Genomic DNA, 25,851 nt, shown 5'->3' on the forward strand with positions numbered 1-25,851 from the left:
CTCAACAATGGTAATGAGCAAGTGGGTTATGCATATTTTATTTATCGGTTATGGTAAAACATCTGCACGTGTGGCTAAACAACTATTTCAAGCCGGCCACCAAATTACCACAATTAGCCGCAGCCGGAAAAGTGATGTGCATGCAACGCATCTGATTCAGGATGTGCAGCAGCTGGATTTAAGCCGGCTGACGCCCATTGACTGGGTCTATGTGCTGCTCAGTCCGGGGCAGAGCACGCCGGAGGCCTATCAGCAGACCTATCTGGATTCGGTGCAACCAATTGTAACGGCGCTGGCAGCGCATCCGGTGCGTCGTATGGTGGTGGTGTCATCGACCCGGGTGTATGGACAAAATGCCGGGGAATGGATTGAGGATACCACACTGCTTCAGCCGCCAGATGCACAGGCAGACATTCTGCTCAAGATGGAGCAGGCCTATTTAAGCGCTTATCCGGAGCGTTGCACCATTATCCGGCCCAGCGGTATTTATGGCAGCTCAATCGCAAGGATGGTCAAGCTGGCGCACACGCTCACTGAATATCCAAACCGGCACTGGTCTAACCGGATTCATATTGATGATCTGGCGCGTTTTCTGGCACAGATGATTCACGTGGAACATCTGCAGGAGAGTTATATTGTCAGTAATGGTCAGCCGCAACTGCTGCATGAAGTGGTGCAATGGTTTCAGCAGCAGCTACATCGGCCGTTATTAACCCTGACCAGTCCGCACGAAACCGGCAAGCGGATTCGACCGAAACGGATGCAGGACAGTGGTTTTAAGTTACAGCATGATGACTGTTTTCAGGATTATCTGGCCCTGTTACAGCAAGCGGATGTGAACTAAGAATTTTTAATTTTATTGAGGATGGCTTATATTTCCCGCACCTTTGCACGAAGGCAAAGATACAGGTTATGGACGGTTTTTTTATTTCTTTTTACGTTTTAAGCGACGTTTGGCTTGCTGTGCGGCTAGTGCATCTAGTGCATCTTTCAGTTCTTCATCGCTAAAGGTGGTGATGTGTTGCAGCATTTGCAGGGTTACATCATCCAGCACCAGATTGGCATACTGCGCCACATTGCTAAAGTTCTCATCAAAGACAATGGCATTGTCGCTGTTGGTGCTGATATAGCCTTGCTGGGTCAGCACTTTAATAAAGCTCTGGAACAGGGCCTTATCGAAGAATTCCGGTGAGTTGAACTCATACAGCACCGATAAACGCTGACCCACCAGATGGCTCAGTTCTTCAACCTGACGGGCGGAAATATTGCCCGAACCACGCTGGGTAATCAGCGCCAGGGTCATGTAGTAGCGTTCCAGACTTTGCATTACCGGCGCAGCCAATACTACCAACTGGTTATGATCTTCACTGTTCGGTGCCGGAGAAAGCAGATTCCCTTCAGCATCTTCACTAATCAGCTTGGCCTGAATTAGCCCATCAGCATAGGCACAGATTTGCTGTTTCAGTTCTGCTTCATTCCATTTCAGGAACAGCTCGGCTTTCAGGAACGGATACAGCGTGCGAATTACATTAATTAAATCGCCACGCTTGATTGAACCATTGTGCTCAACCAGTGCCGCTACCAGAGATGGCAGGACAAAGGCATGCAGAATATTGTTGCGGAAGTAGGTCAGCAACACCGCCTGATTGTCTTCAATGGCAATAATATCGCCCAGAACGTGCTGCACACGTTTAATCAGTTTCAGCTTCAGACCGTAGGCAATAATTTCCTTGCCTGAAAGTGGGGTGATGTGGGTGCGCTCATCGTAAGGCAGGGCAGTAAGCAGGTCACGATAGGTATCCAGCTGCTTGATACAGATCGCTTCATCTAAGGTATGTTTTGGCGTGGCCAGCAAAATCAGCGATAACAGCGATACCGGGTTAATTACCACGGCGCGGTTAATGTTTTCCAGAATCGCATAGGCCGAGCTGTTTACCGCATCGGACACTTCCTGCGGAATCGGATCGTCATTTTTTTCGATACTGATCTGCTCGGCACCATGCTGTTTTAGCATGTCATCTAAAAACACTGGCTCGCCAAAATTCACATGCACCTTGCCAAAAATACGCTCGATTTTTCTCAAGGTTTTCAGAATACCGACAATGGATTCGGCCTCTTTCGGTTTACCTTGCATTTCACCGACATAGGTCGAACCTTCCATCAGGCGTTCATAGCCAATATAGGTTGGCACAAAGGCAATTGGTTTGGCGCGGCCACGTAAATGTCCATGTACGGTCATGGCCAGCATACCGGTTTTTGGTGGCAACAAGCGGCCGGTACGCGAACGGCCGCCTTCAATAAAGTATTCCAGCGGCGTGTTGCGCGACAGAATGCTGTACAGATATTCCTTAAATACGGTGGTGTACAGGCCATTGCCACGGAAAGTCCGGCGAATAAAGAAAGCCCCGCCACCGCGTAATAACTGACCGATAAACGGCATGTTCAGGTTATCGCCAGCCGCAATATACGGCACCATCATGCCGCGTTTATAAATCACATAAGACAGCAATAAATAGTCGATATGACTGCGATGGCACGGGGTATAAATAATTTCGTAGTCTTTGGCCAGTTCACGCACGGTACTGAAATTATGCACCTCGACGCCATCATAGAGTTGGGTCCATAAACGGGTTAGCGCCGTTTCAGCAAAGCGGATGGCGGCATAGGAATAGTCCGACACGATTTCATTTAAATAGCCAATGGCACGGCGCTCGGCTTCAATCATGCTGATTTTACTGCGGATGCTTTCGCGGCGAATGGCTTCCTGTACATCCGGCGCTTTAATCAGGCTATGCATCACATTACGGCGATCCGATAAATCGGGGCCTAACACCACTTCGCGCTGGCTGTCTAAATAATTATTTAAGGTATTAATAATACAGGTCGCTGGCGACAGGTTCGGGGCCTGCATCTTGGCGGTCTGCACCATGGCTCTTAAAGACTGTGCCTCATGAAATTCCAGATAGGATTGGCGACCATGCAGGCCAATATTGACCAGCTGCTTGACGGTGCCTGGTGTAGCCCAGGTATCGGTCAGTAGCAGTTTGAGCCAGGAATCTTCTTTATCTGGTGCGCGGCCCCAGAGAACGGTGACCGGAATCAGCTCAATATCCAGTTCAGGGTGCTGTTCCAGCAGTTCAATCAGGCGTAGTAAACGCGGCGGAAAGGCGTGCGGCGGCGGATTCAGCAGATTGTTTTCATCATAGTGCTGTAAAAACAGAATCGAAGCTTTTTCCTTATGCTGGCCAATCTGCATAGGGTCTAATGCGGGCGGCAGCTTTAAGCGGCGTGTTTCACCATCAAGGACCAAGGCATTGCTGCGGGAATGGTTCTGCAGCACATAGCAGACAATTTTCTGGGTCGGCTGTTCTGAATGGTCTGTCGCTGCTGCTTCGGCAGGAACCTCGCCCAGTACATGCGGGGTTACCACCAGATCAAGCAGTTTGCTTGAAAGCTGACGATAAATTTGACCAAAACCACTCTTGGACATACCAACTCCTAAATCAATGACCAGTACCGCAGATTATCTGAGGGAAAAAATAATAAATCTAATTGTAGCGAAAAATAGCCTGACATTTTCTGACAAATTCTATCTTTAGTGCTCAATTTTATCGTTAAAAATCGTATTTTTAGTGCGGCGCATTATACGGGAGTCGTGACAGGGCGGTCAGTTAAACTTTAGTGTTTTGGTCAACAAATATGGCAAAATAGGCAAGATTGAGCTGTTTCTATTTTGCTTGTTTTGATTTTTAAATATCCCGACATAGGTTTCCCCGCATGAATGCACTGACTCAGGAACTGGTTGAACTGCTTAGCCTGGAAAAACTTGAAGAAAATATCTACCGAGGCATCAGCCGCAATCTGGTCGGTAAGCGCGTGTTCGGTGGACAGGTGCTGGGCCAGGCACTGCGCGCGGCTTCGTATACCACCGACCGTCCGGCGCATTCCTTACATGCCTACTTCCTGTTTGGTGGCGATGTCAACGCACCGATTATTTATGAAGTGGACCGGATTCGTGAAGGCAAGAGCTTTGTTAGCCGTCAGGTGCGAGCCATCCAGCATGGCCGGACCATCTTTATGTGTATGGTATCGTTTGCTGCGCCAGAAGAAGGGCTGAATTACCAGATTTCCGAGCCTGAATATCCGGCACCGGAACAGTTAAAAAATGAAGCAGAACTGGTACAGAGCATTGTCGAGTTTATTCCGAAAAACGTTCGTGCCAGCTTTACCCGTGACCGGCATGTGGAAATCCGTCCGGTGAATCCAAGTAATCCGTTTCAGCCGCAGCCGGAAGCACCGTCTTATGCGCACTATATCCGTACGCATAGTCCGATTGCAGCGGAGCAGGATGAAATTGCCCTGCATCAGGCCATTGCTGCCTTTTATTCAGACTTTACCCTGATGACCACCGCGCTGCGTCCGCATGGCTTGAGTTATCTGTCGCCAAGTTTGCAATGTGCCAGTATCGACCATGCCATGTATTTCCATAAGCCATTCCGGGTCGATGACTGGATGCTGTATGACATGGAAGCCACCATCAGTAACAGTTCGCGTGGCCTGAACTTTGGCCGTATGTGGCAAAACGGCGAGCTGGTCTGTAGCACCACGCAGGAAGGTTTAATTCGCTTACGCGAAATTGAAACCCAGTAAGCTCACCTCAATAAAAAAGCCGAATCAACTGATTCGGCTTTTTTTATCCCACCTTCAATGGCAATGCGGCAGATCACTTGGTGCATGTTTATGGCAGCCTTGTGCCTTGCTGTTGCCCGAAGAATGGGCAAAAACCTGCGTAGTGCTACAAATGAGTGCAAGAATAAGGGCGAGTTTTTTCATGAGGTTACTCTTTTAGTCTTAAAAACAAGGTAATGCACTGATAAAGCACATCTTATGCCAGTTTTTCTGGCACCGGGCTTTTTTCCTGAGCTGGATTTGCTTTTGACAAAATAATGCTCGATTCAGCGCAGCTCGCATGGCATAGTGCCAAGCAAGATGACATCACAATATATGCACCCATGAGCTTAAATACACAAATTCTGGTGGCCGCAATTTTAGGGGTTCTATTCGGGTTTTTGTTGAACCTGTTGCCGGGCAGCGCATTTTATGACGGCAGCTTATATGGCCTGAGTATTGCCAGCAGTATTTTTATCGGCCTGCTGAAAATGCTGCTGATTCCCCTGATTTTCAGTTCGATTGTGGTCGGGGTATCCAACCTGCAGGCTTCTGGCCAGCTGAGCCGGGTCTGGAAAATTACCTTGCTGTGCTGTGTGACCACCACCACATTGGCGCTCATTTTAGGTCTGGCCTGTGCGCATCTGTTTGAAGTCGGTAAAGGCGTAGATGTGCGTTTATTCCAGGACGCGATGAGCCAGCATCAGACGCCGGATACCTTAACACCGTCGTCCTTCTTCACCAATTTTATTCAAAACACCCTGATTAATCCGTTTAAGGCCTTTGCCGAGGGCAATGTACTGGCGGTGGTGGTGTTTGCCTTATTTGTCGGGGTGGCGCTGGTCAAAGGCGGTGAGCAGTTCCGGACCGTGCGCCGGCTCAGCCATCAGTTTTTTGACATCATGATGCTGATGATTGGCTGGGTAATGAAACTGGCACCGCTGGGGATTTTTGCCCTGCTGGCCAAGCTGATTGCCACCGAAGATGTGACCGTGCTCAGCCGTCTGGCTGAGTTTACCGTAGTGGTAACCGGCACCACCATTTTTCATGGTCTGGTGGTACTGCCGCTACTGCTATGGCTGTTTGGAAAAATGAATCCGGTGACCTTCTTTAAAGGAACGCGCGCTGCTTTAATTACTGCATTTGCCACCAGTTCTAGTTCGGCCACCATGCCACTTTCGATGAAATGTGCCCAGGAAAACCTGAAGGTGCGCCCGCAAACAGCTGGCTTTGTAATTCCGCTGGGGACACAGCTGAATATGGATGGCACAGCCTTATATGAAGCCGCTGCGGCGCTGTTTATTGCCAATTTAATGGGGCTGGATTTGACCTTGGGCCAGCAGCTGGTGGTTTGCGCCACCGCCATGATTGCCTCCTTGGGCGCGCCGGGTATTCCAAGTGCCGGCATGGTCACCATGATTATGGTGTTGCAATCGGTTGGTCTGCCGGCAGAAGCAATTGCCATTTTACTGCCGATTGACCGTTTGCTGGATACCGTACGTACCGTGGTCAATGTCCAGGGCGATATGATGATTAGTGTGGTGGTTGACCGTTATACCCGCGACGATGAGATCACCACTCAATCCTGAGCATCTTCCCAGCACGGATTCCAGACCACTTCCCAGAGATGGCCATCGGGGTCCTGAAAATAACCGGCAAAACCGCCATAAAAGGTGGCTTGTGCCGGTTTGATAATGGTGGCACCGGCACGCTCGGCCTGCTGCATCACCTGATCTACGTCCAGCGGACTATGCACATTATGCCCTAGACTGATTTGGGTCGGGCAAAAACGGCTCAGGGGCAGGCCTGAATCTTGCGCCAAGGCAGCCTGCGGCCACAGTGCCAGTGTCAGGCCTGAATCCAGCGTGATAAACGCCACTGCGCCCTGTTCAAATTCCTGCCCGACGATACCTTCACTCTGCCAGCCCAAACCTTGCTGATAAAAGCGCAAAGCTGCGTCTAAATCCTGCACAGCCAGCGTGATCACACTCAAAGATGCGCGCATTGTTCCTGCCTTTTCATTCAAGTCTGATTTTTATCTTAGCGGAAATCTGGCTCGACACAGTGCTGCCTGTGTCGGGCAATTGTATCTCTGCAATTCTGCACCAGGTGGATGCTTTACGCGACTTTAAGCTGGGCGCGCTGTGCCGCCGGGGAGGCTTGCAGATAGGCCAGCGCATCTTCGGTTTTGGCTTCATGCAGCGGGTCATACCACGGCATTAAATAACCCAGTTGCTGTGATACCAGCCAGAATGGTGAGGGCAATAAGCCGTTATTGGCCTGTGCAGTGCGGTACCATTCCCGCCAGATCCACGGTTTATACAGGGCCGGCCGGATTGATGCATAACGCGGGTCCTGACGCATAATATGCGCCGCACCATCGACCCAGAGACCAATTACTCCAGCAATCACCAGCAGGCTCAGATAATAACGGGCCAGATAACTGCCACCCAAATGCCGATACAGGTCAAAGGCCACGGTGCGATGCTCGATTTCTTCTGCGCCGTGCCATTTGACCAGATCCAGCATGGCCGGGTCGGCACCCTGACGCTGCCATTCGCGGTTATACAGCGCATATTTACCCAGCACGCAGGTCATGTGTTCTACCGTGGCAACAATGCCTAAACGGAACAGATCCCAGTGCCGTTCGCTCCATTGCGGCAATTGCAGACCTAAAGGCCGATCGGCCAGTAACTGGTTAAACAGTCCGTTCATCAGGCTGATGTTGCGCTGAATATCAATCTGGCGTTCGCTTAAATAATCCTTGTTGGCCGAGTTATGCGCCTGGGCGTGCATGGCTTCCTGGCGGATAAAGGCCTGCACATCCTGTTTCAGTTTTTCATCCTGAATCTGCGGCAAAACCTTGTTGTACAGCCGGCAAAACCAGAACTCGCCGGCCGGCAGAATCATGTTAATTTCATTAATAAAATAACTGGCAAAAGGCTGCTGCGGAATCCAGTCGATGGGGGTGTCCTGCCATTCAAAGCGGACTTTACGCGGTTGAATAAAGTAGCCAATGGATGAGCCACGGGCAGCACGGCGAAAACGTGCGAGGAGTTTTTTCATGCTGTATTGCACCTCTAAAATGTGATGCGGTTTAAATTATGCTCAGCATGAGTATGAAAAAAATATCCCCCATTGAAACTAGCAATAGGGGACATTCCAATATCAATAGATGTAAATTATTGTCAGACAGTTTTGAGTTGTTGCAAAGCTTATGGCTCTTTGGCGGCCGTTTCAGTCAGCTGTTCAACAGCTTCTGTATCCGGCAGCTCTTCTGCTTCCAGTTCATCTGCCGTGGCTTCCGGAATGCTGGCCAGATCAAACTGCTGCGATTGTTCCAGGGTAAAGTTCAGACGACCGGCCATTACACTGGCCAGTTCTTCCAGACCCTGACGATTGAGCGAGGAGAACAGTTGAATCGAGAAATCCAGCTTCATCTTTTTCAGCTGCTGTTTCACTTCCAGCAGGACTTTATTGGCCGGGCCACGATTCAGCTTGTCGGATTTGGTCAGCAAAACATGCACAAACAGATGACGGGAATAAGCCCATTCCAGCATCATCACATCAAAATGTTGCAGTGGATGGCGAATATCCATTAGCAAGACCAGACCCTGTAAGCTCTTGCGATGAATCAGGTAGTTTTCCAGTTCTTTTTGCCAGACAATTTTCATTGATTCAGGTACTGCGGCATAACCATAACCCGGTAAATCGACCAGACGCTGCTCCGGATTGCCCAGACTAAAGAAGTTGATCATCTGGGTACGGCCCGGTTTTTTCGAGGCACGTGCCAGCTGTTTCTGGTTGGTTAGAGCATTAATCGCACTGGATTTGCCGGCATTGGAACGTCCGGCAAAGGCCACTTCATAGCCGCTATCTTCTACACAGAGATTCAGCTTTGGCGCACTCATCAGGAATTCGGCTTTACGTAGCCAGTTCAGGGCACGAACGGCATATTCGGTAATCGCAGGATCAGCCTTTTTCTCATAGCTAATCTTTTGCTTCGGCGCATTAGCGGCCTTAGTGTTTTTCGATTTTCCTCTGCTATGGTGCATAACTTAACTTCATCACTGCTTTTACAAAGCGGTATTATAGATCAACTCGCGCAGACACGCGAACTTTGCTGTAGCCGTGTGCAAAAGTTATCTAACTCAGAGATTGATCAGCTGAATTGGCGATTGTGTGCTCCACTGTGCCGGTGCAGGAGTATTTAACACGTCGGACAGGGTGTACTGGTCCAGACTCTGATAAAACTGTTCCAGCGCCTGATCTAAAATGCCTTTTAAGCCACAGCGGCTGCGCAGCACGCACGGCGGGGTATTACATTCCACAATCTGGGTTTCACGTTGCAAAATACGCACGATCTGGCCCAGCTTCAGTGCCCGTGCATCCGGATTTAAACGCAGGCCGCCCCCTTTACCGCGGGTGGTAATCAGCCATTCCTGTTTGCCCATGAAATGCACAATTTTAACCAGATGGTTTTGGGAAACATGCAAATCCTGCGCAATTTCCGCAATCGTATACGGCAGATCTCGCGGTGGGGAGATATACAGCAGAATACGTAATGCATAGTCGGTGAATTTATTTAATTGCATGATCGCACAAATATTTTTTTCAAAGTTGAAATACAAGAAGGCTAGTCTACCATAAGCAGACTAGCCCTCCTATGTTTTACACGTGTGGGGTTTTAGTGACGTACACCACCCGTACCAAATGCTTCACTGTGAATCTGTTCGGCTTTAATACCACGTGCCAGTAAGGCTTTTTGCTGCTCGGCCATGAATGGCATTGGGCCACACAGATAGTAATCAGCATTTTCCGGTAATAAGGCAGCATCCATGGTGCTCAGGTCCAGACGACCGGCCACATCATAATCCTGACCTAACACATCTTCGGTATTCGGGAATTCATAGGCTGTAAAGGTATGAATACGTGGATACTTCGCCTTGATGTCCTGAATATGCTGTTTCATGGCATGTACCTGTTTGCTGCGGCAGGCATGAATGAAGGTCACCGGTTGTGGCACATCTAAAGTGACCAGCTGGTTCAGCATCGCAATCATTGGGGTTAAGCCAACACCACCACTGATGAACACATTACGTTTGTTGCTGTCGATCAGGTAGAAGTTTCCGGTTGGCGCTGAAATTTCAAGTTCTGCACCTTCTGGCAGCTGATGCAGCGCATTAGATACCCAGCCTGCAATCTTGTCGGCGCCATTACCCGGTTCGCGTTTCACTGAAATACGTAAGTAGTCTTGCTGCGGGCTGGTTGACAGCGTGTATTGACGTGGTTGTTTCAGGTCCAGTTCAGGGACAAAAACACGTACTGAAATGTATTGGCCGGCTTCATATTTTGGTAAGGCACCACCATCGACCGGTTCAAAGTAGAACGAGGTAATTTCGTCGCTTTCTACCACTTTCTTGGCGATTTTGAAATTACGCCAGCCTAACCAGCTGCCTTGAGTTTGCTGATGCTGCTCGTAAATGGCACGTTCGGTATTAATGAACACTTCTGCAAGCTGGCCATACGCGGCGGCCCAGGCATCAATCAGTGGATCATCCATGGAAATGTTCAGCACTTCGCTGATGGAGTGCAGCAGGTTTTCACCGACAATATTATAGTCCGGGGCCTGAATATTCAGACTGACATGCTTGTGTGCGACCAGTTCAATTACTGGCGCCAGTACTGATGGATCTTCAATATTTTCTGCATAGGCCAGTACCGCACCTGCCAGTGCCTGCGCCTGCGCACCACTGCGTTGATGACCCAGGTTAAAGGTTTCTTTAAGGTCCGGATTATTCCCCAACATGCGGTTATAGAAATAGCTGGTCAGGGCCACACCATTTTCACGTAGAACAGGAACAGTTGCTTTTACAAGGTCAATTTGCTGGGGAGTCATGGCTGATCTCTCATGGCTGGTTATTTATAAGATGTATTTAAAATACATTTTATAAAACGCCAGTGCAAGCACTGTTTTTAAAAAACCATAAAAAAATTATGGGATATAAAAATATCCCATAATGAAAGCGGTTCCTATCGGTTTTTTGATTATTTTCGGCCAAACAGGGAGCCTAATAATCCGCGGACAATTTTCTGTCCGGTGCTGCCGCCTAAGGTGCGGGCCGCGCTCTTGGCAAAGGTACCGACAATGTCCTGAGTCAGCTTTTCACGCTGCCGTGCAGTGCGTTCAGCTTCTTTTTGCTGTTCGCGGGCCAGACGTTCCTGCTCACGCGCCTGCTGTTTGGCTAAAGCAGCCTGCTCTTTAGCTTGCTGCTTGGCTAGGGCTTCCTGTTCCTTGGCGCGTTGCTGTTCTAGCGCGGCCTGTTCAGCCTGTTGCTGGCGTTCCGCTACTTTCTGTTGCAGCATTTCATAGGCACTGTCCCGGTCCAGACTCTGCTCATATACACCGGCGACAATACTCTGGCTCATCAGTGCCTTGCGCTGTTCAGGGCTAATCGGGCTAAACGAGGAGTAGGGTGGCATCACCCAGCCGCGCTCTACAATCTGCGGCGTGCCTTGTTCATCCAGACAGCTAATTAAAGCTTCACCGACGGCCAGTTCGGTAATGGCCTGTTCCACCTGAAATTCCGGATTGGCACGGAAAGTTGCTGCCGCGGTTTTGACCGCTTTCTGATCTTTGGGGGTAAAGGCGCGTAAGGCGTGTTGCACCCGGTTGCCGAGCTGTCCCAGTACACTTTCAGGCAAATCCAGCGGATTCTGGGTGACAAAATAAATTCCAACGCCTTTGGAGCGAATCAGGCGGACCACCTGCTCAATTTTCGCCTGTAGGGCCGGGCTGGCATTGTCAAACAGTAAATGCGCTTCATCAAAGAAGAACACCAGTTTGGGTTTGTCCATATCACCGACCTCCGGCAACTGTTCAAACAGCTCTGATAGCATCCACAATAAAAAGGTCGCATACAGTTTCGGGGTGTGCATCAACTTGTCTGCAGCCAGCAGGTTGATGTTGCCGCGGCCTTGGCTATCCGTTTGCAGGAAATCTATCAGGTCTAGTGCTGGCTCGCCAAAGAACTTATCCCCGCCCTGATCTGCAAGTGCCAATAGGTTACGTTGAATCGCACCAAGGCTAGCTGGCGAGAGATTACCGTATTCAGCTTTAAAGTCTGCAGCATGTTCGCTGACATAACTCAGCATGGCTTTCAGGTCTTTAAAGTCGATCAGCAACAAGCCCTGATCATCAGCAATTCGGAAGACTGCTGAGAGAACACCTTCTTGCGTGTCATTCAGGTTTAGGATGCGGGCAAGCAAGAGTGGCCCAATTTCAGAAATCGTAGTACGGATCGGATGGCCTTGTTCGCCAAACAGATCCCAGAATACAACCGGCGAAGCTTCAAAAGGAATCGAGTCAATATTCAGGCTTTTAATGCGTTCATCAAACTTAGGATTGCTTTCGCCTGGCTGGGCCAGGCTGGAAACATCTCCCTTAGCATCGGCTAAAAATACAGGTACACCAATGCGGGAAAAGCTTTCTGCCAACACTTTCAAAGTCACCGTTTTGCCAGTTCCGGTCGCACCGGCAATCAGCCCGTGACGGTTGGCAAGCTGTGAATGCAGCACAATATCTTGCGTGGTATCACTGGTTTTTTTAGCAATAATGATTGGTGTATTCATTAACCTGAAATTCCTGTATAAATTTTTATATTTTTCAGTAGTTTACATGTTACTGTAAAAAATGTGAAATTAATCATTTTTTTAATATTTTGCATATTTTGGAAATATTTTAACTTGTTTGTTGAAATATTGCTCATTTTTTGTAATATTTAGAACTCATTTTGTTTTAAATAACATTATGGAAAATAAAATATTAATAAGTTTTTTTAAATAATTTGGAAACGGTTAGAGGGTATCAATGAAATTCAATAAACAATTATTAGCTATGTTAGTTGGAACATCTGTATTTTTAACTGCCTGTGGTGGCGATTCAGATGGCTCAACATCTACAAAACCTGCTGATCCAGTTCAACCAGAACAGCCAAGTGAAACGGTTACTACGATTCAAGATGTTGCAACTGTAGTAAGTGAAAAAGCGAATATTGCAGTTTTTGGTGAAGTAAATTCCGAATATTTTACAGATATCACATTAACATCCGGTCAGACGGTTTTATTGTTAGATGATAATGATAATGAGGCACAAGCAACAGGTTTTGCTTCGCAGGTTGCTTTAAATACTTCCTCTGCTCAGACGCAAGCTAGATCAAATTCTGTTGTATCAAACCAAGACTTAGATCAATTTAGTAAATTCTATTTAGGTTTGTTTACTGAAAGCCTTGTTAAACAAAATGCAAAAGTCAATATTTTAACAAACCGTGTATCCATGAATGCTCAAGGGGAGGTTGTTAATGTAATTTTGGATATTGATTTTTCTAATGCCAATGAACTGACTAAAGTTCGTGATCTGTTGTTATCTGTATTAAATTCAAATTCATCTGTTACTACTCCTGTAGTCGTACAAGCAAGTGATAAAAAATTACGTCTCAATCTATCTTTTTGGCTTGCAAACCAATCAGGTTATATTTGGGCAAATACTTATGTCGCGAGTAATAGTGAGAAAGTTAACCAAAAATATGGTGATTTGAATATTGCTAGTGCTTTAAGTAGCAATGCTGTTATTGAAGTGGCTACAGCAAAAGAAACTTTTACTCAAACAACACAATCTGCAAATGCGGTTGACATTTTATGGAATATTGATTCTTCAGGTTCAATGTCTGAAGAACAGCGTAACTTGGCAAATGGTGCTGCACAGTTCTTTAAATCATTGAATCAGGCAGGTGTGGATTATCGCTTAGCAGTGAATACGCAGGATGCGTACGCATGTAAGTCACTTAGAACTTTAAAAGATAAAACGACTAATTTTATTGATAGAAATACACCAGATGCAGAGCAAGAATGGGCTACCTTGGCTCAACCTGGAACTTATGGTTCAGCTACTGAAACAGGTTTTTACTGCGTTCGTGAAGCAGATTTGACTGGTTTTGACCGTCCAAACGTGAAGAATTTAGTGGTGTTTGTTTCAGATGAGGCTGAAAATGAAACATATTGGCAGTCCAGTCCAGTATATAGTAACTATACACGACGAGATTTTAATGATTATAAAAATTATTTCTTGTCTACAAACACTACCTACTTTTCGATTGTAGGTACATCTGATCATATTCGTCCAACTTTTGCAGATCCTACAATTTCTTGGAGTACACCAGGATTTGAATGTAATGGTCAAGGTGGATCTGCTGAAGGAGGAGGGCACTTTAAAGAGATTGCACGTTTGACTGGTGGGGCTTCTGCTTCAATTTGTGCTGATGCTACAAGCTGGAATGTGGTATTTGATGACATTATCCGTGTGGCAACCGGTCTTGCAAGTCAGTTTAGTTTAAAACAGGTACCAATACCTTCAACTGTTAAAGTGACAGTAAATGGTCAAAATGTTGCGCGTGATACAACACATCGACAAGGCTTTGATCTAGTTTATAGTAATTCTGGCGTAAGTTTAGTGTTCTATGGAACAGCTTTACCAAAAGCAGGTGAGACTGTTTCTGTAAGCTATGATTACTTTAAGTAAAGCGAAACGATAATGTAAAAAATTGGGCAAATTGCCCAATTTTTTATGTCGATATTTAAGCTAAGACTTTTAAAGCCTGTTTAATATCCTGAAGCAGATCTTCCGGATGTTCTAGTCCAATACAGAAACGAACCAGGAAACCCTCTTTTAAATGTGAATGTTCCAGCACACGCATTTCTTTTAAGTTATATAGCATGACCAGGCTGACCGGTCCCCCCCAGCTAAAGCCCAGCTTGAACAGGGTTAATGCATCACAGAATGCTCGAATATCGTTTAAATTGTATTGCGCATCAAAAATCACACTAACCAGTCCGGCGCTGTGACCCTCCTTGCAGATGTCTTTCCAGTATGCATGACCGGCACTGTCCGGATCAGCCGGATGCAGGACCTGAACCAGCTCTTTTTGCTGTTTTAGCCAGTTCAGCAAGGTCAGTGCTGATTGTGACTGTTGCTGGTAACGCAGCTGCATGGAGGCCAGACTGCGCTGGATTTGCGCCGTATCATCCCCGCTGACACAAATCCCCTGAATGGCATGCATCCCGAATAATTGATGATGGAGTGTCTGGTCGCGCGTCACCACCGAGCCCATTAAAATATCGCCACCCCCGCTTGGATATTTGGTCAGGGCATGCACGGTCAGATCTACGCTTAAGTGGTCCTCGCCAAAATCAAAGGCATTAAAGGCCAGTCCTGCGCCCCAGGTATTGTCCAGCGCAGTCAGAATGTTATGAGCCTGGGCTTTTTTTACCAGACCGCTTAAGTCCGGAAACTCCAGTGTCACCGAGCCAGCCGCTTCCAGCCATAACAGTTTGGCTTTATCGCTTGGGTTAAAGCTTTCTACCTCCACCGGGTTGTAAACTTTGACGGCAATGCCATAACGCTGCTGCAGATTACGCAGATGCTCCATATTCGGGCCATAAATATTATCCGGAACCCAGACTTCATCGCCCTGACTTAACAAGCAGGAATTGACCAGATTAATCGCAGAAAGGCCGCTCGGCGCCAGCAGGTGATAGAGGCCGCCTTCGATCTGCGCGATGTTGTCACCTAAAGTAAAGGTCGTCGGCGTGCCATGCGTGCCATAACTATAGTCATAGGCATCGGTCCAGTGGCGATTAAACAGTGCATCGGTGTTGTTAAAAATAATCGTCGATGCACGATAGAGGGGAGGTTGAACCGTAGAAATCAGTTGAGGGGCTTTTCGTGGTGCATGAATCAGTTCGGTTTGCGGATTTTTTTTCACGACTTCGCTCAAATCAGGACAATCAATTGAATTTAGCTTAAGAGAAAAGGATCAGTTGTGCCATATCTGGCTGTATTTATTTGACTTTGAACACTCGGCGCTAAAGTTGGCTTCATTTTTGCAAAACCTAAAAGCATAGCTACAACAACAGGTTTCAGCGCATGGCGTCGCATTTAAAAGTACATTATTTTCAGCATATTGCTGGTGAAGGATTTGGAAGTTGTTATACGCATTTAAAACGGTTAAATGCAGAGATCAGTGCCACAGAATTTTTTGCCTTGCCGGTTGATTCAGCACTGGATATTGAAGCGCTGCCGCAGATCGAGGAGGTCGATTTGTTAATTGTCATGGGCGGCACCATGAGCGTTAATGATGAAGCCAATTTCCCCTGGTTAAAAATGGAAAAACGCTGGCTCAGGCGTTATTTGGCCATGGGAAAACCGGCCATTGGTCTGTGTCTGGGTGGGCAACTGATCGCCAATGCGCTGGGCGCGGCCGTCAGTCGCAATCCTGTACAGGAGCTGGGCTGGCACGAGGTACGCAAGGTTAGTCATGTGCCACCAGACTATTTTCAGTTGCCGGAGCAGTTTAATGTCATGCAGTGGCATAGCGAAAGCTTCGAGATTCCCAAAGGGGCTGTGCATCTGGCCGAAAATGATGCCTGTCGCAATCAGATGTATCAGATTGGCAAAAATGTACTGGGCTTTCAGTTTCACCCGGAAACCACGCCAGAAAGCCTGCAATTATTCCTGGAAGATGAAGAAGAGCTGGCCCTGTTTCAGGGACCTTATGTGCAATCGCTAGAGCAGCTGCAGCGCGCCAATAAAAATAAATTTATTCAAGGAAATCAGATATTAAATCAGGCGATAGATTATGTGTTACAGCAAACTGCAGCGCAGCGGCGGGCTGTATAATTATTAAACAATTGATTTGTCGAAATATTTGAAAAATGATGTAAAAAGCCACAAAAGGATTTGCTTATGCATTAAACAATCGTTATAATGGGCGACCCTTTGATATTAAGGGGGTTAACCGCGAAGAAAGTGGTTAACTATCGTTACAGTCGTGGCATCGATCACGACCTTAGTGATATTTCACTGCTCTTGACACTTGCCTTTATTAGTGGGGTGAGATGCGTCAAGAGTGATTCTTTATATATTTTGGCTTGGAGTTAACTGGTATGTCTAACCAGAGAATTCGTATCCGTCTTAAGTCTTTTGATCACCGTTTAATTGATCAATCTGCTCAAGAGATCGTAGAAACCGCTAAGCGTACTGGCGCACAAGTGTGTGGTCCAATCCCGATGCCTACTCGCATCGAACGCTTCAACGTTCTTACATCACCGCACGTTTACAAAGATGCGCGTGACCAATATGAGATCCGCACTTACAAACGTTTGATCGATATCGTTCAACCTACAGACAAAACTGTAGATGCATTGATGAAATTAGATCTTGCAGCTGGTGTTGATGTTCAGATCGCATTGGGTTAAGGCTTTCGGTTAATTAACGCTCTAAGTTAATTAAGCCGCTTTTTTAGAGGTTTATGCACATGGCTATTGGTTTAGTCGGTCGCAAGTGCGGTATGACCCGTATCTTTACAGATGCTGGTGTTTCTGTACCTGTTACAGTGATTGAGGTTGATCCTAACCGCATCACACAAATCAAAACGCTTGAAACTGATGGTTATCAAGCGATTCAAATCACTACTGGTGAACGTCGCGAATCTCGTGTAACTAACGCTCAGAAAGGTCACTTTGCGAAAGCGGGTGTTGCTGCTGGTCGTCTGGTTCAAGAATTCCGCGTTACAGAAGCTGAGCTTGAAGGTCGTGAAGTTGGTGGTACGCTTACTGTAGATTTGTTCACAGTTGGTCAAATCGTTGACGTAACTGGCACATCTAAAGGTAAAGGTTTCCAAGGTGGTGTTAAGCGTTGGAACTTCCGTACTCAAGACGCTACTCACGGTAACTCTGTTTCTCACCGTGTTCTAGGTTCTACAGGTCAAAACCAGACTCCTGGTCGCGTATTCAAAGGCAAAAAAATGGCTGGCCATTTAGGTGCTGAGCGCGTAACTACACAGGGTCTTGAAATCGTTGCAATCGACACAGAGCGTTCAGTTCTAGTTGTTAAAGGCGCGGTTCCTGGTGCTACTGGTGGCGACGTAACTGTTCGTCCTACTATCAAGGCCTGAGGGGAAATAACGTGAATTTAAAAACTGTTTCCGGCTCTGCTGTTGAATTGTCTGAAGTAGCTTTCGGCCGTGAATTTAACGAAGCGCTTGTACACCAAGTTGTTACAGCTTACTTAGCTGGTGGTCGTCAAGGTTCTAAAGCTCAGAAGTCACGTGCAGACGTTTCTGGCGGTGGTAAAAAACCATTCCGTCAAAAAGGTACTGGCCGCGCTCGTGCTGGTTCTATTCGTAGCCCAATCTGGGTTGGCGGTGGTAAAACTTTTGCTGCTCGTCCACAAGACTGGTCTCAAAAAGTGAACCGTAAGATGTACCGCGGTGCAATGCAATGTATCTTAGCTGAACTTGTTCGCCAAGATCGTCTTGTATTAGTTGAAGAGTTTGCTGTTGAAGCGCCTAAAACTAAAGCATTGCTTGCAAAACTGAACGACTTGAATGCAACTCGCGCATTGATCGTTACTGAAGCTGTAGATGAGAATCTATACCTTGCAGCTCGCAACCTTCCACACGTTGATGTGGTTGACGCTACTGCAATCGATCCTGTTAGCTTGATCGCGTTCGATAAAGTTGTAATGTCTGTTGCTGCTGCTAAGAAAATTGAGGTAGAACTCGGATGAACAACGAACGTTTATATCAAGTCCTACAAGGACCTGTATTCTCAGAAAAAGCACAAGTTTTAGGTGAAACTGCTGGTGTTCAAGTGTTCAAGGTTGCATTAAATGCAAACAAGCTTGAAATCAAAAAAGCAGTGGAACAATTATTTGGTGTAGAAGTTGTTAAAGTTAACACGACTATCACTAAAGGTAAGACTAAACGCTTTGGTAAAACTATCGGACGTCGTTCTGATGTTAAAAAAGCATACGTCACCCTGAAAGCTGGCCAAGATGTTGAAATGGCTGACTTGGGCGATACCGCTGAAACCGCAGCGGAATAAGGACGAAAATTATGCCTATTCAAAAATGTAAGCCAACGTCTCCAGGACGTCGCTTTGTAGAGAGAGTGGTTCATGATCACCTTCACAAAGGCGCGCCATATGCTCCGTTGGTAGAAGCTAAAAAACGTACTGGTGGTCGTAACAATAACGGTCACATTACGACTCGTCACGTTGGTGGTGGCCACAAACAGCACTACCGTATCGTTGACTTCAAACGTAACAAAGACGGCATTCCTGCTGTAGTTGAGCGTATTGAATACGATCCTAACCGTACTGCACACATCGCACTGCTGAAGTATGCTGACGGTGAGCGTCGTTATATTATTGCGCCTAAAGGCTTACGTGCTGGTGATAAAGTACAGTCTGGTAACGATGCTCCAATTCGTCCAGGTAACTGCTTGCCACTTCGCAACATGCCTATCGGTTCTACACTTCATAACATCGAACTTAAAATCGGTAAAGGCGCGCAGTTAGCTCGTTCAGCTGGTACATCAGTTCAGTTGTTGGGTCGTGACGGTTCTTACGCTATCGTTCGTTTACGTTCTGGTGAAATGCGTAAAGTACACGTTGAATGTCGTGCTGTATTGGGTGAAGTTTCTAACTCAGAAAGCAACTTGCGTTCACTTGGTAAAGCAGGTGCTTCACGCTGGCGTGGCGTTCGTCCTACCGTACGTGGTATGGCGATGAACCCGGTTGACCACCCACACGGTGGTGGTGAAGGGCGTAACAAAGGTATTCAACCTGTAAGCCCATGGGGTCAAAAAGCTAAAGGGTACAAGACACGTACCAACAAGCGTACGACTAAGATGATTATTCGCGACCGTCGCGTTAAGTAACAAGTAAAGGAATCTGACTAATGCCTCGTTCATTGAAAAAAGGCCCATTCGTCGATGCGCACTTGTTCGCTAAGGTTGAAGCGGCTGTTGCGAGCAACTCTCGTAAGCCGATCAAAACTTGGTCGCGTCGTTCGATGATTCTTCCGGATTTTGTTGGTCTAACAATTTCTGTACACAATGGTCGTAACCACGTTCCAGTAATCGTTACTGAACACATGGTTGGCCATAAACTAGGTGAATTCGCGCCAACTCGTACCTATCGTGGTCACGGTGTTGACAAGAAGTCTAAACGTTAATAGGTGCTATGATGGAAGTAACTGCTAAATTACGCGGTGCCGCTATCTCGGCACAAAAGGCACGTTTGGTTGCAGACCTTATTCGCGGCAAATCTGTTGCGCATGCGCTTAACATCCTGAACTACAGCAACAAAAAAGCTGCTGTACTGGTTAAAAAAGCGTTGGAATCTGCAATTGCAAATGCTGAACACAATAACAGTTTAGATGTAGACGATCTTAAAGTTTCTACGATCTACGTTGATGAAGGCATGAGCCTGAAACGTATTATGCCACGTGCTAAAGGCCGTGCAGATCGTATTACTAAGCGTACTTGTCACATCACCGTTAAGGTAGGGGTTTGATATGGGTCAGAAGGTTCATCCAATCGGTATCCGCCTAGGTGTTGTGAAACGTCATAACGCTAACTGGTATGCGAATCCGAAACAATACGCTGAATACTTGCTTAAAGACCTTCAAGTTCGTGAGTTTTTAACTAAAAAACTTAAGAACGCAATGGTAAGCAATATTCTTATCGAACGTCCGACAGGCGCTGCTAAAGTAACTATTAGCACTGCTCGTCCTGGTATCGTTATCGGTAAAAAAGGCGAAGACATTGAGAAATTACAGCGCGAACTTACCAACATTATGGGCGTTCCAGCGCAAGTAAGCATCAACGAAATCGATCGTCCAGACTTAGACGCACGTCTGGTTGCTGAAGCAATCGCTTCTCAATTAGAAAAGCGTGTAATGTTCCGTCGTGCTATGAAGCGTGCGGTTCAAAACACTATGCGTGCTGGTGCCAAAGGTATCAAAGTTGAAGTTTCTGGCCGTTTAGGCGGTGCTGAGATCGCTCGTACAGAATGGTATCGTGAAGGTCGTGTACCTCTACATACACTTCGTGCGGACATCGACTACGCGACTATGCGTGCTGAAACGACTTACGGTACGATTGGTGTTAAAGTTTGGATCTTCCGTGGTGAGATCTTGGGCGGCATGAAACAAGTCATGAACCCAGCTCCAGCTGAAGAACGTCCAGCTAAACGCGGTCGCGGTCGTGGTGAAGGTCAAGAGCGTCGTGGTCGTCGCAATGATCGTTCTGCTGAAAAAGGAGAATAATCCATGTTGCAACCTAAACGTACTAAGTTCCGTAAGGTTCAAAAAGGCCGTAACACTGGTCTAGCGCACCGTGGTAGCACTGTATCTTTCGGTTCTATCGCACTTAAAGCGACTGAACGTGGTCGTATGACTGCGCGTCAGATCGAAGCTGCGCGTCGTACAATCAGCCGTCGTGTTAAACGTGGTGGTAAGATCTTTATCCGTGTATTCCCGGACAAACCAATTACTGAAAAACCATTAGAAGTTCGTATGGGTAACGGTAAAGGTAACGTGGAATACTGGGTTTGCGAAATCAAACCAGGTAAGATCCTGTACGAAATGGAAGGTGTGAACGATGAATTAGCAACTGAAGCATTCAAGCTTGCTGCTGCTAAACTTCCGTTTAAAACCACTATCGTGACTCGGACGGTAATGTAATGAAAACTAAAGATCTACGTGAAAAGTCGGTAGAAGAGTTGAAAGCTTTGCTTGATGAGCAACAGCTTAACCAATTCCGTCTTCGTATGGCGAAAGCAACTGGTCAATTGGGTAAATCGCATGAAGTTGCGCTTACTCGTAAAACTATTGCACGCATCAAGACCCTCCTTACCGAAAAACAGGGGAACGGGCAATGAGTCAAAATACAGTCCGCACGTTAACTGGCAAAGTTGTAAGCGACAAAATGGAAAAATCTATTGTTGTCCTTATTGAACGCCAAGTTCAACACCCGTTGTATGGCAAATTGATTCGCCGTTCAACCAAATTACACGCTCATGATGAGAACAATACCGCTAAAATCGGTGATGTTGTAACCATCAAAGAAAGCCGCCCAATTTCTAAAACTAAGTCTTGGACTCTAGTTGAAGTTGTTGAAGCAGCTGCTGAGTAATTAACGTTCTTGTTGCATCATCGGTCAATTTCGAGTACTCTTTGAGCCTTTCGAAATTGTGACCGGTGATGCTCGGTTTTGGAGTAGGGCAATGATTCAAACCGAAACGATGCTCGACGTAGCAGACAACAGTGGTGCTCGCCGCGTACAATGTATTAAAGTACTTGGTGGTTCACATCGTCGTTATGCTTCTGTTGGCGACATTATTAAAGTTACTGTAAAAGAAGCAATTCCACGCGCACGTGTTAAAAAAGGTGACGTGATGAATGCTGTAGTTGTACGTACAAAATTCGGTATCCGTCGTCCAGATGGTTCTGTGATTCGTTTCGACGATAACGCAGCCGTTATTTTGAACAACAACAAAGCGCCGATTGCTACTCGTATTTTCGGACCAGTGACTCGTGAACTTCGTACTGAACAGTTCATGAAAATTATTTCATTGGCTCCTGAAGTTCTATAAGAGGCAATCATGGCTAAGATTAAAAAAGGCGATCAAGTAATCGTGATCGCAGGTAAAGAAAAAGGCAAACAGGGTACTGTTTTGTCAGTTTCTAATGACCGCGTTAAGGTTGAAGGCCTTAACCTGGTTAAGAAGCATCAAAAGCCGAACCGTGTTACTGGCGCTGAAGGCGGCATCGTAACTCAGGAAGCTTCGCTTCATATTTCAAACGTGGCAATTTTTAATGCTACAACCCAAAAGGCTGACCGTGTTGGTTACCAAACGATTGACGGCGTGAAAACTCGCGTTTACAAATCAAATGGTGAATCAGTGGCGGTAGCGAAGTAATAGGTTGAAATAGGCAATGGCCAGACTTAAAACACGTTACAACGACGAACTTAAAGCTCAATTACAAGAACAATTGGGCATTAAGAATGTGATGGAGATCCCTCGCATCACTAAAATCACTATCAACATGGGTGTTGGTGCAGCTGCCGCTGACAAGAAACTCCTTGATGGTGCTCTTTCTGATATGCAAGCTATCGCTGGTCAAAAGCCAGTTCTTACGTTAGCTCGTAAATCTATCGCAGGTTTTAAAATCCGTGATGGTTGGCCGATTGGTTGTAAAGTTACTTTACGCGGCGAACGCATGTACGAATTCTTAGACCGTTTGATCTCTATCGCGATCCCTCGTATCCGTGACTTCCGTGGTTTCTCTGCGAAATCATTTGATGGTCGTGGTAACTACTCTATGGGTCTTAAAGAACAAATCGTTTTCCCTGAAATCGATTTCGATAAGATTGATCGTATTCGTGGTATGGATATTACCATCACTACGACTGCTCGCACCGATGACGAAGGCCGTGCGCTTATGCGTGCATTCGGCTTCCCGTTCAAATAAGAGGTCGATATGGCTAAGAAAAGTATGATTAATCGCGAATTGAAACGCGAAGCTACTGTTGCGAAATACGCTGAAAAACGTGCTGAATTAAAAGCTGTTATTGCAAACGTAAATGCAAGCGACGAAGAGCGTTTCGAAGCGATGATGAAGTTACAAGCATTACCACGTAATGCGTCTCCAGTGCGTCTTCGTAACCGTTGTGGTTTAACTGGTCGTCCTCATGGTTACTTCCGTAAGTTCGGTTTAGGCCGTAACAAATTACGTGACACAGTAATGCAAGGTGATGTACCGGGCGTTGTTAAGGCAAGCTGGTAAGGAGCGACTAGAATGAGTATGCAAGATACCGTTGCCGACATGTTAACGCGTGTTCGTAACGCTCAAATGGCAAAGAAACAAACTGTTTCTATGCCTAACTCTAAGTTGAAAGTTGCGATTGCAAACGTACTTCAACAAGAAGGTTATATTGCCAATGTAGAAGTTGCTGACGTTGAAGGCAAAGCAACTCTTACTTTGACATTAAAGTATTTCGAAGGCAAACCAGTTATCGAAACTGTGAAACGCGTAAGCCGTCCTGGTCTACGTCAGTATCGCGGTAAAGATGCACTTCCAAGCGTTAAGCAAGGTTTAGGTATTGCAATTGTTTCTACAAGCAAAGGCATCATGACTGATCGCGCTGCACGTGCTGCGGGTATTGGTGGTGAAGTTATTGCTTTTGTTTCTTAATAGGTGATTCCTCATGTCTCGTGTGGCTAAAGCCCCAGTAACTGTACCTAACGGTGTAACAGTTACTCAGAACGGCCGGCAGGTCGAAGTGAAAGGCAGCAAAGGTACATTGTCTTTCAACCTGCATGCGCTGGTCGAGCTAAAACAGGAAGATGGTACTCTTCAAGTTGCTCCAGTAAAAGAGTCGAAAGACGCTTGGATGCAAGCTGGTACTGCTCGCGCTGTATTAAACAACCTTGTAAAAGGTGTGAACGAAGGTTTCGAACGTAAGTTACAACTGATCGGTGTTGGTTATAAAGCTGCGGTTAAAGGTACTGTTGTTAACCTTAACCTTGGTTTCTCTCATCCAATCGATTACAGCCTTCCTGAAGGTGTAACTGCAGAAACTCCTACTGCAACTGAAATCATCCTGAAATCTGCTAACAAGCAATTATTAGGTCAGGTAGCAGCTGAGATCCGTGGTTACCGTCCACCAGAGCCATATAAAGGTAAAGGTGTTCGTTATTCTGACGAAGTTGTACTTCGTAAAGAAGCTAAGAAGAAATAAGGCGCGAGGTTCTTATGAACGAAAAGAAACAATCCCGTTTGCGTCGTGCGAAAAGCACACGCTTGCACATCCGTGCATTGGGTGCGACTCGTTTGTGTGTAAACCGCACTCCGCGTCACATCTATGCTCAAGTTATCTCAGCAGATGGTGGCAAAGTTTTAGCGCAAGCTTCTACTTTAGATGCTACTTTACGTGCTGGTACAACTGGTAACGTTGAAGCTGCCAAGAAAGTTGGTGCTTTAATCGCAGAACGTGCGAAAGCAGCTGGTGTAACTAAAGTTGCATTTGACCGTTCTGGTTTTAAATATCATGGTCGTATCAAAGCCTTGGCTGATGCTGCTCGTGAAAACGGCTTGGAGTTCTAATCATGGCTAAAGTTGAACAAAACGAAGGTCTTGTTGAAAAGCTGGTAGCCGTTGATCGTGTTGCCAAAGTTGTTAAGGGTGGTCGTATCTTCTCTTTCACAGCATTAACTGTTGTGGGTGACGGTAATGGTCGCGTAGGTTTTGGTCGTGGTAAAGCGCGTGAAGTTCCAGCTGCTATTTCTAAAGCGCTTGAAGCTGCTCGTCGCAACATGATTACTGTTGACCTTGTTGACGGTACTGTTCAGCATCCTATTCATGCTCGTCACGGTGCAAGCCGCGTTTACATGCAACCTGCTTCTGAAGGTACTGGTGTAATTGCGGGTGGCGCTATGCGTGCAGTTCTAGAGGCTGTTGGCGTGCGTAACGTATTAACAAAATGTTATGGCTCTACAAATGCTGCGAACGTAGTAAACGCGACTTTCAACGGTCTGCGTGATATGACTTCTCCTGAGAAAGTCGCTGCGAAACGTGGTCTGACTGTAGAACAAATTCAAGGGTAATCAATCATGAAAACGATTAAAGTTACCCAGACTAAATCAGCATCGCACCGCTTGAAAAATCACAAGCTTTGCCTGAAAGGTTTAGGTCTGCGTCGTATTGGTCATACTGTAGAAGTGCAAGATACGCCTTCTAACCGTGGTATGATCAACCAAGTCTACTATATGGTTAGTGTAGAGGAATAAGCCATGACTCTGCGTTTAAATGAACTTGCACCTGCAGAAGGTGCTAAACGTGAAAACCGTCGTCTGGGCCGTGGTATCGGTTCTGGCGTAGGTAAGACTGGTGGCCGTGGTGTCAAAGGTCAAAAATCACGTAAGAGCGGTGGCGTACGTCCAGGTTTCGAAGGTGGTCAAACTGCGTTATATCGTCGTTTACCTAAATTCGGTTTCACTAGCCAAATCGCTTTAAAAACTGCTGAAGTACGTTTATCTGAGCTTGCTAAAGTTGAAGGCGACATCGTTAGCCTAGAAACTTTAAAAGCGGCGAACGTTGTGCGTAAAGACATGATCCGTGCGCGTATCGTACTTTCTGGTGAAATTACTCGTGCTTTCACTGTTCAAGGTGTTGCATTGACTAAAGGCGCTAAAGCTGCTGTTGAAGCTGCTGGCGGTAAAGTCGAGGAGTAATCTCCAGTGTCTATGTCTCCTAGTTCTTCAGGTCATGTACATATG

Annotated in this window: 35 protein-coding genes; 26 read left to right on the forward strand and 9 right to left on the reverse strand. The window is 46.5% G+C overall.

Annotated elements, in window-relative coordinates:
• The first annotated feature begins 28 nt into the window (after positions 1–28).
• On the forward strand, positions 29–844 hold the full coding sequence (locus tag FTU50_RS00865) for an NAD(P)H-binding protein (RefSeq protein ID WP_168383356.1): 816 nt from the start codon (positions 29–31) through the stop codon (positions 842–844).
• Between the two features lie 81 nt (positions 845–925).
• On the opposite strand, the gene plsB is transcribed toward FTU50_RS00865, so the two are convergent.
• Positions 926–3,490, reverse strand: coding sequence for a glycerol-3-phosphate 1-O-acyltransferase PlsB (gene plsB, locus FTU50_RS00870; protein ID WP_180054368.1), 2,565 nt, complete (start codon positions 3,488–3,490; stop codon positions 926–928).
• Positions 3,491–3,777: 287 nt separating this feature from the next.
• On the opposite strand from plsB, the gene FTU50_RS00875 reads away from it, so the two are divergent.
• Positions 3,778–4,650, forward strand: coding sequence for an acyl-CoA thioesterase II (locus tag FTU50_RS00875; protein ID WP_005180310.1), 873 nt, complete (start codon positions 3,778–3,780; stop codon positions 4,648–4,650).
• Between the two features lie 54 nt (positions 4,651–4,704).
• On the opposite strand, the gene FTU50_RS15460 is transcribed toward FTU50_RS00875, so the two are convergent.
• Complete coding sequence (locus tag FTU50_RS15460) at positions 4,705–4,833, reverse strand: YHYH domain-containing protein (protein WP_194087061.1); 129 nt, start codon at positions 4,831–4,833, stop codon at positions 4,705–4,707.
• A 179-nt stretch (positions 4,834–5,012) separates the two neighbouring features.
• On the opposite strand from FTU50_RS15460, the gene FTU50_RS00880 reads away from it, so the two are divergent.
• A complete protein-coding gene (locus tag FTU50_RS00880) occupies positions 5,013–6,257 on the forward strand; it encodes a dicarboxylate/amino acid:cation symporter (RefSeq protein WP_218949197.1) in 1,245 nt (414 codons plus the stop codon).
• Here the strand turns inward: FTU50_RS00880 and FTU50_RS00885 are convergent.
• From FTU50_RS00885 to FTU50_RS00910, 6 genes are all read right to left on the reverse strand, one after another.
• A complete protein-coding gene (locus FTU50_RS00885; protein WP_180047016.1) occupies positions 6,248–6,673 on the reverse strand; it encodes a VOC family protein in 426 nt (141 codons plus the stop codon). The two genes, FTU50_RS00880 and FTU50_RS00885, sit on opposite strands and share 10 nt — an antisense overlap.
• 113 nt (positions 6,674–6,786) lie before the next feature.
• A complete protein-coding gene (locus FTU50_RS00890) occupies positions 6,787–7,734 on the reverse strand; it encodes a metal-dependent hydrolase (RefSeq protein ID WP_127801050.1) in 948 nt (315 codons plus the stop codon).
• A gap of 149 nt (positions 7,735–7,883) precedes the next feature.
• Positions 7,884–8,723, reverse strand: coding sequence for a ribosome biogenesis GTP-binding protein YihA/YsxC (gene yihA, locus FTU50_RS00895; RefSeq protein WP_005180304.1), 840 nt, complete (start codon positions 8,721–8,723; stop codon positions 7,884–7,886).
• A 96-nt stretch (positions 8,724–8,819) separates the two neighbouring features.
• Positions 8,820–9,263: an Rrf2 family transcriptional regulator gene (locus FTU50_RS00900; protein ID WP_180047014.1), complete on the reverse strand. Its 444-nt coding sequence runs from the start codon at positions 9,261–9,263 to the stop codon at positions 8,820–8,822.
• A 92-nt stretch (positions 9,264–9,355) separates the two neighbouring features.
• On the reverse strand, positions 9,356–10,567 hold the full coding sequence (hmpA, locus tag FTU50_RS00905) for an NO-inducible flavohemoprotein (protein WP_005180299.1): 1,212 nt from the start codon (positions 10,565–10,567) through the stop codon (positions 9,356–9,358).
• 149 nt (positions 10,568–10,716) lie between these two features.
• Entirely contained in the window at positions 10,717–12,300 is a 1,584-nt protein-coding gene (locus tag FTU50_RS00910; protein ID WP_180062600.1) for a helicase HerA-like domain-containing protein, read from the reverse strand.
• Positions 12,301–12,538: 238 nt separating this feature from the next.
• Here FTU50_RS00910 and FTU50_RS15465 point away from each other — a divergent pair, with 238 nt between their 5' ends.
• Entirely contained in the window at positions 12,539–14,245 is a 1,707-nt protein-coding gene (locus FTU50_RS15465) for a vWA domain-containing protein (protein WP_257222765.1), read from the forward strand.
• Positions 14,246–14,300: 55 nt separating this feature from the next.
• On the opposite strand, the gene FTU50_RS00920 is transcribed toward FTU50_RS15465, so the two are convergent.
• Positions 14,301–15,488 carry a PLP-dependent transferase gene (locus tag FTU50_RS00920; protein ID WP_180047010.1) on the reverse strand — a complete coding sequence of 396 codons (1,188 nt, stop codon included), beginning with the start codon at positions 15,486–15,488 and terminating at the stop codon, positions 14,301–14,303.
• A 161-nt stretch (positions 15,489–15,649) separates the two neighbouring features.
• Between FTU50_RS00920 and FTU50_RS00925 the strand changes: the two genes are divergently transcribed.
• From FTU50_RS00925 to rplO, 22 genes are all read left to right on the forward strand, one after another.
• Positions 15,650–16,402: a type 1 glutamine amidotransferase gene (locus tag FTU50_RS00925; protein WP_168397467.1), complete on the forward strand. Its 753-nt coding sequence runs from the start codon at positions 15,650–15,652 to the stop codon at positions 16,400–16,402.
• Between the two features lie 266 nt (positions 16,403–16,668).
• Positions 16,669–16,980: a 30S ribosomal protein S10 gene (gene rpsJ / locus FTU50_RS00930; RefSeq protein WP_005180291.1), complete on the forward strand. Its 312-nt coding sequence runs from the start codon at positions 16,669–16,671 to the stop codon at positions 16,978–16,980.
• 59 nt (positions 16,981–17,039) lie between these two features.
• Positions 17,040–17,678, forward strand: coding sequence for a 50S ribosomal protein L3 (gene rplC / locus FTU50_RS00935; protein WP_005180289.1), 639 nt, complete (start codon positions 17,040–17,042; stop codon positions 17,676–17,678).
• Between the two features lie 11 nt (positions 17,679–17,689).
• Positions 17,690–18,292, forward strand: coding sequence for a 50S ribosomal protein L4 (rplD, locus tag FTU50_RS00940; protein WP_005180287.1), 603 nt, complete (start codon positions 17,690–17,692; stop codon positions 18,290–18,292).
• The gene (gene rplW, locus FTU50_RS00945) at positions 18,289–18,609 is read left to right on the forward strand and encodes a 50S ribosomal protein L23 (RefSeq protein WP_005180285.1); all 321 of its coding nucleotides are present in this window, start codon (positions 18,289–18,291) and stop codon (positions 18,607–18,609) included. The genes rplD and rplW overlap by 4 nt, the downstream gene beginning before the upstream one ends.
• 11 nt (positions 18,610–18,620) lie before the next feature.
• On the forward strand, positions 18,621–19,445 hold the full coding sequence (gene rplB / locus FTU50_RS00950; RefSeq protein WP_180047007.1) for a 50S ribosomal protein L2: 825 nt from the start codon (positions 18,621–18,623) through the stop codon (positions 19,443–19,445).
• Positions 19,446–19,465: 20 nt separating this feature from the next.
• Complete coding sequence (gene rpsS, locus FTU50_RS00955; protein ID WP_001138119.1) at positions 19,466–19,741, forward strand: 30S ribosomal protein S19; 276 nt, start codon at positions 19,466–19,468, stop codon at positions 19,739–19,741.
• A gap of 11 nt (positions 19,742–19,752) precedes the next feature.
• Positions 19,753–20,082, forward strand: a complete 330-nt coding sequence (gene rplV, locus FTU50_RS00960; protein ID WP_180047005.1) for a 50S ribosomal protein L22 — start codon at positions 19,753–19,755, stop codon at positions 20,080–20,082.
• 1 nt (position 20,083) lies between these two features.
• Positions 20,084–20,836 (forward strand): 30S ribosomal protein S3, encoded by a 753-nt coding sequence (gene rpsC / locus FTU50_RS00965; RefSeq protein WP_005180281.1) that lies wholly within the window; start codon positions 20,084–20,086, stop codon positions 20,834–20,836.
• A gap of 3 nt (positions 20,837–20,839) precedes the next feature.
• Positions 20,840–21,253 carry a 50S ribosomal protein L16 gene (gene rplP, locus FTU50_RS00970; protein WP_005180280.1) on the forward strand — a complete coding sequence of 138 codons (414 nt, stop codon included), beginning with the start codon at positions 20,840–20,842 and terminating at the stop codon, positions 21,251–21,253.
• Positions 21,253–21,450 carry a 50S ribosomal protein L29 gene (gene rpmC / locus FTU50_RS00975; protein ID WP_180047003.1) on the forward strand — a complete coding sequence of 66 codons (198 nt, stop codon included), beginning with the start codon at positions 21,253–21,255 and terminating at the stop codon, positions 21,448–21,450. Before rplP ends, rpmC begins: the two co-directional genes overlap by 1 nt.
• The gene (gene rpsQ / locus FTU50_RS00980; protein WP_019836860.1) at positions 21,447–21,704 is read left to right on the forward strand and encodes a 30S ribosomal protein S17; all 258 of its coding nucleotides are present in this window, start codon (positions 21,447–21,449) and stop codon (positions 21,702–21,704) included. The genes rpmC and rpsQ overlap by 4 nt, the downstream gene beginning before the upstream one ends.
• A gap of 91 nt (positions 21,705–21,795) precedes the next feature.
• A complete protein-coding gene (rplN, locus tag FTU50_RS00985; protein ID WP_001982634.1) occupies positions 21,796–22,164 on the forward strand; it encodes a 50S ribosomal protein L14 in 369 nt (122 codons plus the stop codon).
• Between the two features lie 9 nt (positions 22,165–22,173).
• Positions 22,174–22,491: a 50S ribosomal protein L24 gene (gene rplX, locus FTU50_RS00990; protein WP_005180274.1), complete on the forward strand. Its 318-nt coding sequence runs from the start codon at positions 22,174–22,176 to the stop codon at positions 22,489–22,491.
• Positions 22,492–22,507: 16 nt separating this feature from the next.
• Positions 22,508–23,044, forward strand: coding sequence for a 50S ribosomal protein L5 (gene rplE / locus FTU50_RS00995; RefSeq protein ID WP_005180272.1), 537 nt, complete (start codon positions 22,508–22,510; stop codon positions 23,042–23,044).
• A 9-nt stretch (positions 23,045–23,053) separates the two neighbouring features.
• On the forward strand, positions 23,054–23,359 hold the full coding sequence (gene rpsN / locus FTU50_RS01000; RefSeq protein ID WP_180047001.1) for a 30S ribosomal protein S14: 306 nt from the start codon (positions 23,054–23,056) through the stop codon (positions 23,357–23,359).
• A 12-nt stretch (positions 23,360–23,371) separates the two neighbouring features.
• Positions 23,372–23,767: a 30S ribosomal protein S8 gene (gene rpsH, locus FTU50_RS01005; RefSeq protein ID WP_180046999.1), complete on the forward strand. Its 396-nt coding sequence runs from the start codon at positions 23,372–23,374 to the stop codon at positions 23,765–23,767.
• Between the two features lie 13 nt (positions 23,768–23,780).
• Positions 23,781–24,314, forward strand: a complete 534-nt coding sequence (gene rplF, locus FTU50_RS01010) for a 50S ribosomal protein L6 (protein WP_005180261.1) — start codon at positions 23,781–23,783, stop codon at positions 24,312–24,314.
• A 14-nt stretch (positions 24,315–24,328) separates the two neighbouring features.
• Positions 24,329–24,679 carry a 50S ribosomal protein L18 gene (gene rplR / locus FTU50_RS01015; RefSeq protein ID WP_005180260.1) on the forward strand — a complete coding sequence of 117 codons (351 nt, stop codon included), beginning with the start codon at positions 24,329–24,331 and terminating at the stop codon, positions 24,677–24,679.
• A gap of 2 nt (positions 24,680–24,681) precedes the next feature.
• Positions 24,682–25,179: a 30S ribosomal protein S5 gene (gene rpsE, locus FTU50_RS01020; protein WP_005180258.1), complete on the forward strand. Its 498-nt coding sequence runs from the start codon at positions 24,682–24,684 to the stop codon at positions 25,177–25,179.
• Positions 25,180–25,185: 6 nt separating this feature from the next.
• A complete protein-coding gene (gene rpmD, locus FTU50_RS01025) occupies positions 25,186–25,362 on the forward strand; it encodes a 50S ribosomal protein L30 (protein ID WP_005180256.1) in 177 nt (58 codons plus the stop codon).
• A 3-nt stretch (positions 25,363–25,365) separates the two neighbouring features.
• On the forward strand, positions 25,366–25,806 hold the full coding sequence (gene rplO, locus FTU50_RS01030) for a 50S ribosomal protein L15 (RefSeq protein ID WP_005180254.1): 441 nt from the start codon (positions 25,366–25,368) through the stop codon (positions 25,804–25,806).
• Positions 25,807–25,851: the final 45 nt, after the last annotated feature.

This window comes from Acinetobacter sp. YH12112 (assembly GCF_013418945.1).
Lineage (GTDB): Bacteria > Pseudomonadota > Gammaproteobacteria > Pseudomonadales > Moraxellaceae > Acinetobacter > Acinetobacter indicus.

Bases quoted from the DNA above. Each gene is read 5' to 3' on its own strand.
- FTU50_RS00865 (WP_168383356.1), top strand. From the start codon at position 29: ATGCATATTTTATTTATCGGTTATGGTAAAACATCTGCACGTGTGGCT.
- plsB (WP_180054368.1), bottom strand. From the start codon at position 3,490: ATGTCCAAGAGTGGTTTTGGTCAAATTTATCGTCAGCTTTCAAGCAAA.
- FTU50_RS00875 (WP_005180310.1), top strand. From the start codon at position 3,778: ATGAATGCACTGACTCAGGAACTGGTTGAACTGCTTAGCCTGGAAAAA.
- FTU50_RS15460 (WP_194087061.1), bottom strand. From the start codon at position 4,833: ATGAAAAAACTCGCCCTTATTCTTGCACTCATTTGTAGCACTACGCAG.
- FTU50_RS00880 (WP_218949197.1), top strand. From the start codon at position 5,013: ATGAGCTTAAATACACAAATTCTGGTGGCCGCAATTTTAGGGGTTCTA.
- FTU50_RS00885 (WP_180047016.1), bottom strand. From the start codon at position 6,673: ATGCGCGCATCTTTGAGTGTGATCACGCTGGCTGTGCAGGATTTAGAC.
- FTU50_RS00890 (WP_127801050.1), bottom strand. From the start codon at position 7,734: ATGAAAAAACTCCTCGCACGTTTTCGCCGTGCTGCCCGTGGCTCATCC.
- yihA (WP_005180304.1), bottom strand. From the start codon at position 8,723: ATGCACCATAGCAGAGGAAAATCGAAAAACACTAAGGCCGCTAATGCG.
- FTU50_RS00900 (WP_180047014.1), bottom strand. From the start codon at position 9,263: ATGCAATTAAATAAATTCACCGACTATGCATTACGTATTCTGCTGTAT.
- hmpA (WP_005180299.1), bottom strand. From the start codon at position 10,567: ATGACTCCCCAGCAAATTGACCTTGTAAAAGCAACTGTTCCTGTTCTA.
- FTU50_RS00910 (WP_180062600.1), bottom strand. From the start codon at position 12,300: ATGAATACACCAATCATTATTGCTAAAAAAACCAGTGATACCACGCAA.
- FTU50_RS15465 (WP_257222765.1), top strand. From the start codon at position 12,539: ATGAAATTCAATAAACAATTATTAGCTATGTTAGTTGGAACATCTGTA.
- FTU50_RS00925 (WP_168397467.1), top strand. From the start codon at position 15,650: ATGGCGTCGCATTTAAAAGTACATTATTTTCAGCATATTGCTGGTGAA.
- rpsJ (WP_005180291.1), top strand. From the start codon at position 16,669: ATGTCTAACCAGAGAATTCGTATCCGTCTTAAGTCTTTTGATCACCGT.
- rplC (WP_005180289.1), top strand. From the start codon at position 17,040: ATGGCTATTGGTTTAGTCGGTCGCAAGTGCGGTATGACCCGTATCTTT.
- rplW (WP_005180285.1), top strand. From the start codon at position 18,289: ATGAACAACGAACGTTTATATCAAGTCCTACAAGGACCTGTATTCTCA.
- rplB (WP_180047007.1), top strand. From the start codon at position 18,621: ATGCCTATTCAAAAATGTAAGCCAACGTCTCCAGGACGTCGCTTTGTA.
- rpsS (WP_001138119.1), top strand. From the start codon at position 19,466: ATGCCTCGTTCATTGAAAAAAGGCCCATTCGTCGATGCGCACTTGTTC.
- rplV (WP_180047005.1), top strand. From the start codon at position 19,753: ATGGAAGTAACTGCTAAATTACGCGGTGCCGCTATCTCGGCACAAAAG.
- rpsC (WP_005180281.1), top strand. From the start codon at position 20,084: ATGGGTCAGAAGGTTCATCCAATCGGTATCCGCCTAGGTGTTGTGAAA.
- rplP (WP_005180280.1), top strand. From the start codon at position 20,840: ATGTTGCAACCTAAACGTACTAAGTTCCGTAAGGTTCAAAAAGGCCGT.
- rpmC (WP_180047003.1), top strand. From the start codon at position 21,253: ATGAAAACTAAAGATCTACGTGAAAAGTCGGTAGAAGAGTTGAAAGCT.
- rpsQ (WP_019836860.1), top strand. From the start codon at position 21,447: ATGAGTCAAAATACAGTCCGCACGTTAACTGGCAAAGTTGTAAGCGAC.
- rplN (WP_001982634.1), top strand. From the start codon at position 21,796: ATGATTCAAACCGAAACGATGCTCGACGTAGCAGACAACAGTGGTGCT.
- rplX (WP_005180274.1), top strand. From the start codon at position 22,174: ATGGCTAAGATTAAAAAAGGCGATCAAGTAATCGTGATCGCAGGTAAA.
- rplE (WP_005180272.1), top strand. From the start codon at position 22,508: ATGGCCAGACTTAAAACACGTTACAACGACGAACTTAAAGCTCAATTA.
- rpsN (WP_180047001.1), top strand. From the start codon at position 23,054: ATGGCTAAGAAAAGTATGATTAATCGCGAATTGAAACGCGAAGCTACT.
- rpsH (WP_180046999.1), top strand. From the start codon at position 23,372: ATGAGTATGCAAGATACCGTTGCCGACATGTTAACGCGTGTTCGTAAC.
- rplF (WP_005180261.1), top strand. From the start codon at position 23,781: ATGTCTCGTGTGGCTAAAGCCCCAGTAACTGTACCTAACGGTGTAACA.
- rplR (WP_005180260.1), top strand. From the start codon at position 24,329: ATGAACGAAAAGAAACAATCCCGTTTGCGTCGTGCGAAAAGCACACGC.
- rpsE (WP_005180258.1), top strand. From the start codon at position 24,682: ATGGCTAAAGTTGAACAAAACGAAGGTCTTGTTGAAAAGCTGGTAGCC.
- rpmD (WP_005180256.1), top strand. From the start codon at position 25,186: ATGAAAACGATTAAAGTTACCCAGACTAAATCAGCATCGCACCGCTTG.
- rplO (WP_005180254.1), top strand. From the start codon at position 25,366: ATGACTCTGCGTTTAAATGAACTTGCACCTGCAGAAGGTGCTAAACGT.